Source organism: Citrobacter sp. C348 (assembly GCF_047467975.1).
Lineage (GTDB): Bacteria > Pseudomonadota > Gammaproteobacteria > Enterobacterales > Enterobacteriaceae > Citrobacter > Citrobacter gillenii.
On record NZ_JASJUJ010000011.1, the window covers coordinates 175,565 to 189,324 of the forward strand.

Consider the following 13,760-nt stretch of genomic DNA (forward strand, 5'->3'; position numbering starts at 1 on the left):
CTTTTCCTTTAGCTGACCGCGATTAATGGCCGACGAAGTTCGGTTTCCGTTTTTCTAAAAACGCATTCATCCCTTCCTGATAGTCATTGCTGTCGTAAACCGCACGGCGCATGCCCTGGATGCGTTCAAATTCATCGGAATTCATGGTGTGCGCTTCGCCCAGCACGCGCAGTTCTTCTTTGATCACGGCAATTGCCAGCGGTGCTTTTTCCGAGATGTGATGCGCCATTTGCAGGGTAAAATCTTCCAGCTCGTCGACGGCGACCACATGGTTGAGAATACCTACCGCCAGCGCGCGCTGGGCGGTAATCGGTAGGGCGGTGAAAATCAGCTCTTTGACGATATGAAAACCCGCATCACGGGTCAGGTTGTGAATACCCACCAGGTTATATGGCACGCCGAGATTGACCGGCGTCATCGAGAACGTCGAGGTCTCGGCAGAGATGATGAGATCGGAACTCATGATCATCTCGAATGCACCGCCCCAGACGCTGCCTTCAACCATCGAGATAATAGGTTTCGGGTACTTTTGGATCATGCGGGTGATCTGGCGCAGCGGATCGTCATAGGACAGCGGATCGCGACGTCCGGTAGGGAGTTCATGAATATCATGTCCAGCAGAGAACACTTTGGCCCCGCTCGGTGCGCGCAGAATAATGCAGCGAATTTCTGGACGATTGAGATCGTTCAGCGCCAGCATAAGATCGTCAATAAACACTTTGCTCAGGGCGTTAAGCTTGCGGGCATAATTGAACTCAATGACCGCGACTTTCTGGATGATGACGACGTTGACGTATTGATAGGACATAATGTTCTCTTTAATCAAAGTAATGATGTTGGATAAATTCGCGGATGTGTCGCAGGCCGGTACGTGGTGAAAGGTCATGGTTCCTGACCGAGCGCAGCGTTTGCTGGAAATAGCGATCGAAATCAGAGCAGGCGAACAGCAGGTGCAGCGCCTCTTCTTCGGCCTGCTTCTGTAACCAGTCCACCGCCTGCTGCTGGCGGACTTTTTTCAGCCGACCGCTGGCCGTAAGGCATGTTTTAAAGTCGGTGATGGCCTGCCAGATTTCTTCAATGCCGCGTTTTTCCAGCGCGCTGCAGGCCAGTGCCTGCGGCTGCCACTCGTCATACTTACGGCGCAGAATGTGCAGGGCGGAATCATACATATGGCGAGCGACGGCGACGTTGGCACGGTTGTCGCCGTCATCTTTGTTGATGATGATCAGATCCGCCATCTCCATGATCCCTTTTTTGATGCCCTGCAGATCGTCACCGCCGCCGGCGATTTGCAGCGAGAGAAAGCAATCAACCATGCTGGCGACTTCTGTTTCGGACTGCCCAACGCCGACGGTTTCGACGATCACTACGTCGAAGCCTGCCGCTTCGCACAGCAGCATTAATTCCCGGGCGCGCTGGCTGGCACCACCCAAATGGCCGCTGGAAGGAACCGGTCGAATAAACGCGGCATCCGCTCGCGCCAGTTCCGTCATGCGGGTTTTATCGCCCAGAATGCTGCCGCCACTGATCGGACTGCTGGGATCGACGGCGATCACCGCCACCCGCAGTCCCTTGCGGATCAGCAGCATGCCAAAGGCTTCCAGAAAGGTGCTTTTCCCCGCGCCCGGCGTACCGGTAATGCCCAGACGCAGGGCGTTACCGGTGAACGGTATAATGGCGTCCAGCAGCTGTGTGCTGAGTAGCTGATGACGCGGATGCTGGCTCTCGACCAGCGTCATGGCCTGGGCGAGCGTGGCGCGCTCCCCCAGACGTAAACGCTGGATGCTATCAGCCAGCGTGGCGCTGCTAATCATGGTGCTGACCAATGCGGGTTAATACATCGCGTACACTGTCGAGCATCGGCGTACCGGGACCATAAATAGCGGCGACACCGCGCGCTTGCAGGAAGGCGTAATCCTGCGGTGGGATGACGCCGCCGGCTACCACGCAAATGTCCTCGCGCCCCCAGCTTTTGAGCGCCGCCACCAGCTCGGGGATCAACGTTTTATGACCCGCCGCCAGTGAAGAGGCGCCAACCACGTGCACATCGTTTTCTACCGCCAGGCGAGCGATCTCTTCCGGCGTGGAGAACATCGGGCTGAGGTCAACATCGAAACCGAGATCGGAATAGGCGCTGGCGATCACTTTGGCGCCGCGATCGTGACCGTCCTGACCCATCTTAGCGACCAGAATGCGCGGGCGGCGGCCGTTATCGGCGAGAAATTTTTCAGTTTGCGCAACAATGGCGTCAAACTCGTCGGCGGATTTTTCAGACTGGTGGTAGCTTTGCGCAATCACTCCGGTGACACACTGGCTGGGTACCAGGTAACGGTCAAAAGCGGACTCCAGTGCGTCAGAGATTTCACCGAGCGTGGCGCGAACGCGCGCGGCATCTATTGCGGCGGCGAGCAGGTTTTCATTGTGCCGTGCCGCGTGGGTCAACGCTCTCAACGCGGCTTTCACCGCAATATCGTCACGGGTCGCGCGGATGTGTTGCAACGCGGCAATCTGCTCGTTGCGCACCTTGACGTTGTCGATTTCCAGCACCGACGTGGCGTCTTCTTTATCCAGCTTATATTTGTTCACGCCAACGATAACGCGCTGGCCCTGGTCGATGAGTGATTGTTCGCGGGCGGAGGCCTCCTCGATCATCCGTTTTGGTAACCCCGCTTCTATCGCTTTTGCCATTCCGCCCGCGTCGTCGATCTGTTTGATGATCGCCCGTGCTTGCTTAACGATCTGATCGGTCAGCGACTCCACATAATACGATCCGGCCAGCGGATCGACGGTGCGGCAGATCTCCGACTCCTCCTGAATGATGATCTGCGTATTACGCGCGATGCGGGCGGAAAAGTCAGTGGGCAGGCCGAGCGCTTCATCAAAGGCGTTGGTGTGCAAAGACTGGGTACCGCCCAGAGTTGCACCCAGCGCTTCGATGGTGGTGCGCACCACGTTGTTGTACGGATCCTGCTCGGTCAGGCTCCAGCCGGAGGTCTGACAGTGGGTGCGCAGCGCCAGGGATTTTGGGTTGGTGGCGCCAAAACCGCTGACCGCCTCGCTCCACAGATAGCGCGCGGCGCGCAGCATGGCGACGTTCATAAACAGATCCATGCCGATGCCGAAAAAGAATGACAGCCGTGGGGCGAAATCATCAATTTTCAGTCCGGCGGACAGCGCGGCCTTGATGTACTCAATCCCGTCAGCCAGGGTAAACGCCACCTGCTGCACGCAGTTGGCGCCCGCTTCACCCATGTGATACCCGCTGATGCTGATGGTATTAAAGCGCGGCATATTGTCAGAACACCAGGCAATGATGTCAGCGATAATGCGCATAGAGGGCTTGGGCGGGTAAATATAGGTGTTGCGGCATAGATACTCTTTCAGAATATCGTTTTGTATCGTACCAGTGAGCAGCTCTGGCGCGACGCCTTGCTCCTGCGCTGCCACGATATAAAACGCCATCACCGGGAGTACCGCGCCGTTCATGGTCATGGATACCGACATCTTATCCAGTGGGATCTGGTCGAACAGTACCTTCATATCTTCGACGGTATCTATAGCCACGCCCGCTTTGCCGACGTCGCCTGCCACGCGCGGGTTATCTGAGTCGTAGCCGCGATGGGTGGCGAGGTCAAAGGCGACGGAAAGCCCTTTTTGTCCGGCGGCGAGATTGCGGCGATAAAACGCGTTAGATTCTTTGGCGGTAGAGAACCCGGCGTACTGGCGAATAGTCCACGGCTGCGCGGTATACATGGTGGCGCGTGGGCCACGAACGTAAGGCGCCAGGCCGGGGAGGGTGCCCGTCACTTCCAGGTTGTCGAGATCAGCCTCGGTGTACAGCGGCTTAATGGCAATCCCTTCTGCCGTCTGTTTTATCAGCGAATCGACGGTTTTTTCCCGTCGGCTGAGTTCTTTGTTGGCGAGCGTTTGCCACGCCTGCATATTGGCCATTTTTTGCTCCGTATTACGCAATAAGTTGAATCTTTGCGAATACGGTGAGCTTTTTAAGCCTGCTTGTCGCCAGCAAAAAATAGCCAATAAGACGTCGTTTTTTGCCGCGTGGCGTGTTTTATTTTGTGATGGATTTCAAAGACGTGGCGGGAATAGCATGAAAAGAGGGTATAAGGTTTGTAGGCCGGATAAGGCATTACGCCGCCATCCGGCACTCAGGGGCAATAAATGCTTTAATCCTGACGCAGCACATTGTGTCCGTAGGCCAGCAGCGCATCGGTGACGTTGCGCATCATGCGGCTTTCCGGTGCAAAGCGATGCCAATAGAGCATCCGACGCTGGAACAGGCCTGGCGTTAAGTCGATAAGCTCGCCGCTTTCCAGCTCTTTCTCGATCTGCAGGTGTGGGATCATGCAGCAGGTTGTCCCCTGGCGCGCCAGCTGCACAAAGGCTTCCGACGAGTTAACGATGTGGCACGGCACGCTGCCCGGTGGCAGATCGAAGTTTTGTTGCAGAAAAGCCTGATGCATGTCGTCGAGATGGTCAAACGCAACCGCCGGCGCTTTTAGCAGGGCAGAACGGGTGACGCCATTCGGAAAGTAGCGCTCGGCAAAAGGTTTTGAGCCGACAAACAGGTAGTCCAGCGCGCCGAGTTTATCCACCAGACAGCTTGGTAGCGCCTGATGTTGAATACTCACCGCACCCACCACTTCACCGCGACGCAGGCGTTCCTGAGTGCGTGTTTCATCTTCAACCTGCAGGTTCAGACGAATCGGTGAGTTTGCCAGCACAGGGGCCAGCGCCGGGAGTAGCCAGGTGGCCAGACTGTCGGCGTTGACGGCCAGGGAGAGCAGCAGCGGCGTCGAGCCGGTTTGTTCATCTCCCAGCCACTCGTCTTCCAGCAGTTCAACCTGACGCAACAGTGCCAGCAACTTTTGCCCTTGCTCGGTTGGGCGAGGCGGTACGGTACGCACCAGCAGCGGTTGTCCGAACATATTCTCAAGCTGTTTTATGCGTTGTGAAACCGCGGATTGTGTGATGCATAGCTTTTGCGCAGCGCGCTCAAATCCCCGTTCACGAATAACCGCATCCAGTGCTTGTAGTGTTCTGTAGTCCGGACGTTTCATTGCTCTGACGTACTCCTGATATTTTTGCGTGTTCTGCACTATGACACAATTTTAGGTTGGGTACAGACGAAATCCGCCGTCTGCGAGCGGGTGTGGGGACATTTTTCTACGCAATGTTCTATAATGCGCGTGAATTTCCACACCACATTCACACCACAGGCGAAACGATCATGACGCAGGATGAACTGAAAAAAGCAGTAGGATGGGCGGCACTTCAGTATGTACAGCCCGGCACCATTGTGGGCGTAGGTACCGGTTCAACAGCCGCACACTTTATTGATGCGCTGGGCACCATGAAAGGTCAGATTGAAGGCGCAGTGTCCAGTTCGGACGCTTCCACTGAAAAACTCAAAAGCCTCGGTATCCACGTGTTCGATCTTAACGAAGTGGACAGCCTTGGCGTGTACGTTGATGGCGCGGACGAAATCAACGGTCACATGCAAATGATCAAAGGCGGCGGCGCAGCGCTGACCCGCGAAAAGATCATTGCCTCCGTCGCTAAGAAATTTATCTGCATCGCCGACGCGTCCAAAGAAGTCGATATTCTGGGTAACTTCCCGCTGCCGGTAGAAGTGATCCCAATGGCGCGTAGTGCAGTTGCTCGTCAGTTGGTGAAACTGGGCGGTCGTCCTGAATACCGTCAGGGTGTGGTGACTGATAACGGCAACGTCATCCTTGACGTGCACGGTCTGGAGATCCTCGACGCCGTGGCGATGGAAAACGCCATCAACGCAATCCCGGGCGTTGTGACCGTGGGGCTGTTTGCCAACCGTGGGGCGGACGTTGCGCTGATCGGCACAGCAGATGGCGTGAAAACTATCGTAAAATGATCTGACGACCGGGATCTTCTGTCGTTAAAAAAAATTTGGCAGGGCAAATTTGGTGACTTGTGTCACGTTTACAATATTGTCCTGCCGATCCCTCCAAAGAAAAAGTTATCACCAGAATTTTACTCTGACATTTCCCGCTGAATGACACTTCTTCAGCACGACGACGCAAACGTTCATATTGCCGCAATATTTTTTTTTGATATGTTGAAGAGGCGGATGAAAATCCCACACACAACACATCAGATTGAACTAAAAAAAGACAGGGTCGGGGAAATGGCAAAGGTATCACTGGAGAAAGAAAAGATTAAGTTTCTGCTGGTTGAAGGCGTGCATCAAAAAGCACTGGAAAGCCTTCGCGCGGCAGGTTACACCAACATCGAGTTTCACAAAGGCGCTCTGGACACTGAACAGCTGAAAGAGTCCATCCGTGATGCCCACTTCATTGGCCTGCGATCCCGTACTCATCTGACTGAAGAGGTGATTGACGCCGCAGAGAAACTGGTCGCGATTGGCTGCTTCTGTATCGGCACCAACCAGGTTGATTTGGCGGCGGCGGCAAAACGCGGGATCCCCGTGTTTAACGCCCCATTCTCTAACACGCGTTCGGTTGCCGAGCTGGTGATTGGCGAGCTGCTGCTGCTGCTGCGCGGCGTGCCGGAAGCGAACGCTAAGGCGCACCGTGGCGTGTGGAACAAACTGGCTACCGGTTCTTTTGAAGCGCGTGGCAAAAAACTGGGGATTATTGGTTACGGCCACATTGGTACCCAGTTGGGCATTCTGGCGGAATCGCTGGGGATGCACGTCTATTTCTATGATATTGAAAACAAACTCCCTCTGGGTAACGCCACCCAGGTACAGCATCTTTCCGACCTGCTCAATATGAGCGATGTGGTCAGCCTTCACGTGCCGGAAAATGCCTCCACCAAGAATATGATGGGCGCACAAGAGATTGCCCTGATGAAGCCGGGTGCGCTGCTGATCAACGCCGCGCGCGGCACGGTTGTTGATATTCCGGCGCTGTGCGATGCATTAGCCACTAAGCATCTGGCTGGCGCAGCAATCGACGTCTTCCCGACGGAGCCGGCGAGCAACAGCGATCCGTTTACGTCTCCGCTGTGTGATTTTGACAACGTGATCCTGACGCCGCACATCGGTGGTTCAACGCTGGAAGCGCAGGAAAACATTGGTCTGGAAGTGGCGGGTAAGCTGACGAAGTATTCCGATAACGGCTCTACGCTGTCGGCAGTTAACTTCCCGGAAGTATCGCTGCCGCTGCACGGTGGTCGTCGTCTGATGCACATTCACGAAAACCGCCCCGGCGTGCTGACCGCCCTGAACCAAATTTTCGCCGAGCAGGGCGTTAACATTGCCGCGCAGTATCTGCAAACTTCCGCGCAGGTCGGTTACGTCGTTATCGATATTGAAGCAGATGAAGATGTGGCGGAGAAAGCGCTGCTGGCGATGAAAGCTATTCCGGGGACGATTCGCGCACGCATGCTGTACTAATTTCCTCTATATGGGCAGGCGGTGACCTGCCCATCATTTCTCTGATTTCCCTGCCTCAAACTCTCTTTCTGTAACGGATACATCCTGTTTTCGAGCCTTGCCGCAATTGGCAACTAAAGGCAGCATTGCGTGTTGTACGGCACTAAAAGGAATTTACGATAGGGGCTCAGTATAGTGCTGAAACGGAAAAGCCCCTACCGAAGCAGGGGCTCTAAAAAGGAAAGGGACGATGATGAGATACGTCATCATGCTGCTGATCCTGTTAATCATCGCTACGCCAGCATATTAACAGAGAGTACGCAGGAGGGAGGTTCGCCTCCCTCACCCTTCACCGAGGAATTTAGGTCAAAAAAACGACGCTGTCAATCGGCAAAAAACGGCTACCACTCCCACACTTTTGACGGCGTCACCACCGCGGGCAGCGGAATATCCCACTCTTCGACAGGTAACTTTTCTACTAACTGGCAATCGTGCGCGTAGCCTACGGGCTGGATCTGATGCTGCTGCCAGTTCTGTAGCGTCCGGTCATAAAAACCGCCGCCCATACCTAAACGCTGTCCGTCTTCATCAAACGCCACAAGCGGTGTAATCAATACATCCAGCTTTGACAACGGCAAAACGTCGCGCACATCGAGTCGCGGCTCCTGGATTCTGAGTCGGTTAGTTACCAGATCACTGTGCGGATGATAGTGCAGAAACAGTAAATTACCGCGGCTAAACGGATGCAGAACCGGGAGATAGACACGCTTGCCGGCACGCCACAGCTGTTCGATCAGTGGTTGAGTATCAAGTTCGCCATCAAAAGAGAGAAATACCGCCACGGTGTGGGAGAGTACAACAGGGGGGAAGCTCAGCATTCTGCTCGCGGCCTGCTGACCGTAATGGCGTTGTTGCTCAGGAGTTAGCGCACGGCGACGTTGCCGAATCAGTTGACGAATTTCTTGCCGGGATAAAGGAAGTTCAGAAAGTAGTGTCATGGCTGTTGCCAGGTAGAAGGGAATCTCCGAGATGCCGCCGCAGGCTGTAACCCTTGAACCCTTGGTTCAAGGTGAATGTGTCGTCACAGTTTTAAGGCTTCTCGGACGAACCGAGCATGCTCACCAACCGTGGAGCGCCACATTCTTGTGGTATGAAATATCGGCTCAGGGGACTGGCCCGCTTGCAAACATCTCAGAGAAATTTTGTCTTCACGGTCACTCTACCACAGTAAACCGAAAAGTGTTATTCAAAGTTTTGGCCCGTTTTTTCGGTTATGCGACCCTGATCAAGCAACGCCTGTTCAATGGTTTGTTGTAGCATCCGAATACGTTGTTCCATGCTCGCCGCGTAGTCACGCGTCTTCGCTTTTTCCTGAGTTAATTCATAGCTGATGTTCAACGCGGCGATGAAAACCAGCTGCTCAGTATTTGTGACTCTAGTGCGAACTTTCAGATCTTGCAATCGCTGATTCAGATCGTCCGCAGCCTGATTCAACGCATCTTGTTGTTCAGGCGGGCAATTCACTCGCAGTGAACGGCCAAAAATTTGGATATCGACGGGTTGTGCAGACATGCCACCTTCCTGCTGATTGACTGCGCTGCCTTCGTCTCCAGACCTTGGGTCCGCGAAGGGGCGACACTATAGCTACCCTGGTATGAACATACAAGCCCTTTTCTGGTCCACCAGGGCCCAAAGTGGTAGCATAACATGAATATCTTCCCTTTGATGACGAATGCTTATGTCCATACAGAACGAAATGCCTGGTTACACCGATGTTAGCCAGTTTTTGAACCAACAAGGGGCTGGATTAACCCCGGCCGAAATGCACGGTTTGATCAGCGGGATGATTTGCGGCGGCAACAACGACAGCTCATGGCAGCCGCTGTTGCACGACCTGACCAACGAAGGTTTGGCCTTTGGCCATGAGCTGGCTCAGGCACTGATCAAAATGCACGCGGCGACCAGCGACGCCCTGGAAGACGACGGCTTCCTTTTTCAGCTTTATCTGCCTGAAGGCGACGGCGTCAGCGTGTTCGATCGCGCCGACGCGCTGGCGGGCTGGGTCAATCACTTTTTGCTGGGCCTCGGGGTTACGCAGCCCAAGCTCGACAAAGTGACTGGCGAAACCGGTGAAGCGATCGACGACCTGCGCAATATCGCCCAGCTGGGATATGACGAAGACGAAGATCAGGAAGAGCTGGAAATGTCGCTCGAAGAGATCATCGAGTACGTGCGAGTTGCTGCGTTGCTGTGCCATGACACGTTTACGCGTCAGCAACCGACCGCGCCGGAAGTGCGTAAACCAACACTGCACTAAGTAACGAGAACGCCAGGGAGAGTGTTATGACTCAGCAAGAATACTTACGCCGTCGCCAGGCATTACTGGCGCACATGCAGCCAGGCAGCGCTGCGCTGATTTTCGCGGCTCCGGAAGCGACGCGCAGTGCGGACAGTGAATATCCGTACCGCCAGAGCAGCGACTTTTGGTACTTCACTGGCTTTAACGAACCAGAAGCCGTACTGGTGCTGATTAAAAGTGATGACACTCATAACCATAGCGTTCTGTTCAACCGGGTACGTGACCTGACGGCGGAAATCTGGTTTGGTCGCCGTCTGGGGCAAGATGCCGCCCCCGAGAAACTGGGCGTTGATCGGGCGTTAGCGTTCAGCGAAATCAACCAGCAGCTGTATCAACTGCTTAACGGTCTGGACACGGTATACCACGCCCAGGGCGAGTATGTCTGGGCTGATGAGATTGTGTTTACGGCGATGGATAAACTGCGCAAAGGCTCCCGGCAGAACCTGAAAGCGCCGGCCACGATTGTTGACTGGCGTCCGATGGTGCACGAGATGCGCCTGTTCAAGTCGCCGGAAGAGATAGCGGTTATGCGTCGCGCCGGTGAAATCAGCGCGCTGGCACATACCCGCGCGATGGAAAAATGTCGTCCGGGAATGTTCGAGTACCAGCTGGAAGGGGAGATCCACCATGAATTTACCCGTCATGGTGCGCGTTATCCTTCCTATAACACCATTGTCGGCAGTGGTGTAAACGGCTGCATCCTGCATTACACCGAAAACGAAAGTGAAATGCGCGATGGCGATTTGGTGTTGATTGACGCCGGATGCGAATACAGAGGTTATGCTGGCGACATTACCCGCACTTTCCCGGTCAATGGAAAGTTCACTCCTGCCCAGCGCGAGATCTATGACATCGTGCTGGAGTCACTGGAAACCAGCCTGCGTCTGTATCGTCCGGGGACCTCCATCCAGGATGTGACGGGAGAGGTGGTGCGTATCATGATTACCGGTCTGGTAAAACTGGGTATTTTGCACGGTGATGTCGATCAACTGATTGCCGACAACGCACACCGTCCTTTCTTTATGCATGGTCTTAGCCACTGGCTGGGGCTGGATGTCCACGACGTCGGCGTTTATGGTCAGGATCGCTCGCGTATCCTCGAACCGGGAATGGTACTCACCGTCGAGCCTGGACTGTATATCGCGCCGGACGCCGATGTACCAGCTGCTTATCGCGGTATCGGTATTCGTATTGAAGATGACATCCTGATTACCGAAGACGGTAATGAAAACCTCACCGCCAGCGTAGTGAAAAAGGCGGATGACATTGAAGCCCTGATGGCAGCGGCGCGACTGAAATGAGCGTGATTATTGTCGGTGGTGGTATGGTTGGAGCGACTCTGGCGCTGGCTATTTCAGAGCTGAGTCATGGGACGCTGCCGGTCCATCTTATTGAAGCGAGCGAGCCGGATACTGACCGCCATCCGGGATTTGACGCTCGGGCGATTGCGTTGGCCGCAGGCACCTGCCAGCAATTGGCGCGAATTGGCGTCTGGCAGGCCATTGCCGATTGCGCAACCCCGATCAAAACGGTGCACGTCAGCGACCGTGGACATGCCGGGTGTGTGACGCTTGATGCACTGGAATACCGTATTCCTGCGCTGGGTCAGGTGGTGGAACTGCATGACGTCGGGCTGCGTCTGTTTGCGCTGTTGCGCAAAGCGCGCGGCGTCACGCTACATTGCCCTGACCGGGTGGCCAGCGTGTCGCGCACCCAGCAGCACGTTGAGGTCACGCTGGAGAATGGCGAGGTGATTACCGGTCGTGTACTGGTAGCCGCTGACGGCACTCGCTCTGCGCTGGCGACCGCCTGCGGCGTTGACTGGCAGCAGCAGCCTTACGAACAACTGGCGGTGATTGCCAACGTTACCACCTCCGTCCCGCATAACGGACGAGCGTTTGAACGTTTCACGCAGCATGGCCCGCTGGCCATGTTACCGATGTCAGAAGGGCGCTGCTCGCTGGTGTGGTGTCATCCGCTGGAAAAGCGAGATGAGATCATGGCCTGGTCCGACGAACAGTTTTGTCGTGAACTGCAAACGACGTTTGGCTGGCGGCTTGGGCGCATTACGCAAGCCGGTCAACGTAGCGCCTATCCGCTGTCTTTAACCACCGCGGTGAAGGCGATTAGCCATCGCACCGTGCTGGTGGGCAATGCGGCACAGACGCTGCATCCGATTGCCGGTCAAGGGTTTAATCTCGGCCTGCGCGATGTTATGAGTCTTGCCGAAACGCTGACGAAGGCGCAGGATTCCGCCGAAGACGTGGGTGATTATGCTGTGCTGTCGTGCTACCAGCAGCGTCGTGAGACCGATCGCGAAACAACGATTGGCGTAACCAACAGCCTGGTGTATTTGTTTGCCAATCGCTGGGCGCCGCTGGTCGTTGGGCGTAACGTGGGTCTTATGGCGATGGAATTATTAACCCCAGCCCGTGATGCGCTGGCGGAGCGGACCCTGGGTTGGGTCGCGCGATAAATATAGCCAGTAGGCCTGATAAGCGTAGCGCCATCAGGAAAATGCAATGGCAATCATGCCGGATGGCGGCTTCGCCTGATCCGGCCTACGGTATTTGATAGTCCCGTTTTCAGGAGCAAACAGTGCAAAGTGTTGATGTAGCAATTGTTGGTGGCGGCATGGTGGGACTGGCGGTTGCCTGCGGCTTGCAGGGCAGCGGGTTACGCGTTGCCGTATTAGAACAACATGTTCCGCAGCCTCTGGCGGCGGATGCACCTCCTCAGCTTCGTGTGTCGGCCATTAACGCCGCCAGCGAAAAACTACTGACCCGTCTTGGCGTATGGTCAGACATTGTCGCCCGTCGGGCTTGCTGTTACCACGGGATGGAAGTCTGGGACAAAGACAGCTTTGGGCGCATCGAATTTGATGACCAAAGCATGGGCTATAGCCATTTAGGACATATCGTTGAAAATTCGGTGGTCCACTACGCGCTGTGGCAAAAGGCGCAGCAGTCGGCGGATATTACGCTAATGGCTCCGGCAGAACTTCAGCAAGTGGCCTGGGGGGAGAACGAAGCTTTTCTGACCCTGAAGGATGGCTCGATGCTGACTGCGCGCCTGGTCATTGGCGCGGACGGCGCAAACTCCTGGTTGCGTAACAAAGCGGATATCCCGCTGACCTTCTGGGATTATCGCCATCATGCGCTGGTGGCAACCATTCGTACCGAGGACGCGCACGGTGCAGTTGCCCGCCAGGCGTTCCATGGCGAAGGCATTCTGGCGTTCTTACCGCTCAGCGATCCGCATTTGTGCTCTATCGTCTGGTCACTCTCGCCGCAGGAAGCCGAGCGCATGCAACTGGCAAGTGTTGACGCGTTTAATCAGGCGCTGAATATCGCCTTTGATAATCGGCTGGGACTATGTCGCGTTGAAAGTGAACGTCAGGTGTTTCCGCTAACGGGGCGCTATGCCCGCCAGTTTGCCGCGCACCGCCTGGCGCTGGTCGGTGATGCGGCACATACCATCCATCCGCTGGCAGGACAGGGGGTTAACCTCGGTTTTATGGATGCTGCGGAGCTGATTGATGAGCTAAAACGTCTGCAACGCCAGGGGAAAGACATCGGTCAGTACCTCTATCTGCGTCGCTACGAGCGTAGCCGTAAGCACAGTGCAGCGGTGATGCTGGCCGGTATGCAGGGGTTCCGTGAACTGTTTGCTGGCGCGAATCCAGCGAAGAAACTGCTGCGTGATATTGGTCTGAAACTGGCCGATACCCTGCCAGGCGTAAAACCACAACTCATCCGTCAGGCGATGGGATTAAACGATCTTCCTGAGTGGTTGCGCTAACGTCCGTCAGGACAATTTTAAGAGTTTGAGACCCGTCACACTTTCCTCTCCCGGCCTGCGCGCCGGGATGCTTCTCTCATTTGAAATAATCTAATTTCACGCTTCTTTTCGCATTAGTTTTTTTAATATTACTATTTTCTCATAACGCCATTTTTGACATTTTTTCCACATTTAATATGGATTGATGACGATTTTTTTCGTTTTATC

The 13,760-nt window shown here is 55.1% G+C and carries 12 protein-coding genes and 1 other RNA gene; 6 read left to right on the plus strand and 7 right to left on the minus strand.

Annotated elements, in window-relative coordinates; translation table 11 throughout:
- Positions 1-22: 22 nt before the first annotated feature.
- From scpB to argP, 4 genes are all read right to left on the minus strand, one after another.
- A complete protein-coding gene (scpB, locus tag QNN86_RS19580; RefSeq protein ID WP_096755778.1) occupies positions 23-808 on the minus strand; it encodes a methylmalonyl-CoA decarboxylase in 786 nt (261 codons plus the stop codon).
- 10 nt (positions 809-818) lie between these two features.
- Positions 819-1,814: a methylmalonyl Co-A mutase-associated GTPase MeaB gene (gene meaB / locus QNN86_RS19585; RefSeq protein WP_182269205.1), complete on the minus strand. Its 996-nt coding sequence runs from the start codon at positions 1,812-1,814 to the stop codon at positions 819-821.
- Positions 1,807-3,951, minus strand: coding sequence for a methylmalonyl-CoA mutase (gene scpA / locus QNN86_RS19590; protein WP_414212245.1), 2,145 nt, complete (start codon positions 3,949-3,951; stop codon positions 1,807-1,809). Before scpA ends, meaB begins: the two co-directional genes overlap by 8 nt.
- Before the next feature lie 233 nt (positions 3,952-4,184).
- The gene (gene argP, locus QNN86_RS19595) at positions 4,185-5,078 is read right to left on the minus strand and encodes a DNA-binding transcriptional regulator ArgP (RefSeq protein WP_003825477.1); all 894 of its coding nucleotides are present in this window, start codon (positions 5,076-5,078) and stop codon (positions 4,185-4,187) included.
- A 170-nt stretch (positions 5,079-5,248) separates the two neighbouring features.
- Here argP and rpiA point away from each other — a divergent pair, with 170 nt between their 5' ends.
- Positions 5,249-5,908: a ribose-5-phosphate isomerase RpiA gene (gene rpiA, locus QNN86_RS19600; RefSeq protein ID WP_136345248.1), complete on the plus strand. Its 660-nt coding sequence runs from the start codon at positions 5,249-5,251 to the stop codon at positions 5,906-5,908.
- A 273-nt stretch (positions 5,909-6,181) separates the two neighbouring features.
- Positions 6,182-7,414, plus strand: coding sequence for a phosphoglycerate dehydrogenase (serA, locus tag QNN86_RS19605; RefSeq protein ID WP_181617808.1), 1,233 nt, complete (start codon positions 6,182-6,184; stop codon positions 7,412-7,414).
- Between the two features lie 380 nt (positions 7,415-7,794).
- Here serA and QNN86_RS19610 read toward each other — a convergent pair whose 3' ends face one another.
- From QNN86_RS19610 to zapA, 3 genes are all read right to left on the minus strand, one after another.
- Positions 7,795-8,391, minus strand: a complete 597-nt coding sequence (locus QNN86_RS19610; protein ID WP_181617807.1) for a 5-formyltetrahydrofolate cyclo-ligase — start codon at positions 8,389-8,391, stop codon at positions 7,795-7,797.
- A 19-nt stretch (positions 8,392-8,410) separates the two neighbouring features.
- Positions 8,411-8,594: non-coding RNA, 6S RNA (ssrS, locus tag QNN86_RS19615), on the minus strand.
- A 41-nt stretch (positions 8,595-8,635) separates the two neighbouring features.
- Positions 8,636-8,965 (minus strand): cell division protein ZapA, encoded by a 330-nt coding sequence (gene zapA, locus QNN86_RS19620; RefSeq protein WP_096755784.1) that lies wholly within the window; start codon positions 8,963-8,965, stop codon positions 8,636-8,638.
- Positions 8,966-9,131: 166 nt separating this feature from the next.
- On the opposite strand from zapA, the gene QNN86_RS19625 reads away from it, so the two are divergent.
- From QNN86_RS19625 to ubiI, 4 genes are all read left to right on the plus strand, one after another.
- Entirely contained in the window at positions 9,132-9,710 is a 579-nt protein-coding gene (locus QNN86_RS19625) for a YecA family protein (protein WP_135911444.1), read from the plus strand.
- Positions 9,711-9,736: 26 nt separating this feature from the next.
- On the plus strand, positions 9,737-11,053 hold the full coding sequence (gene pepP, locus QNN86_RS19630; RefSeq protein ID WP_181617806.1) for a Xaa-Pro aminopeptidase: 1,317 nt from the start codon (positions 9,737-9,739) through the stop codon (positions 11,051-11,053).
- Positions 11,050-12,228: a 2-octaprenyl-6-methoxyphenyl hydroxylase gene (ubiH, locus tag QNN86_RS19635; RefSeq protein ID WP_414212246.1), complete on the plus strand. Its 1,179-nt coding sequence runs from the start codon at positions 11,050-11,052 to the stop codon at positions 12,226-12,228. Before pepP ends, ubiH begins: the two co-directional genes overlap by 4 nt.
- Positions 12,229-12,350: 122 nt before the next feature.
- Positions 12,351-13,553, plus strand: a complete 1,203-nt coding sequence (ubiI, locus tag QNN86_RS19640; RefSeq protein ID WP_096755789.1) for an FAD-dependent 2-octaprenylphenol hydroxylase — start codon at positions 12,351-12,353, stop codon at positions 13,551-13,553.
- Positions 13,554-13,760 lie beyond the last annotated feature (207 nt).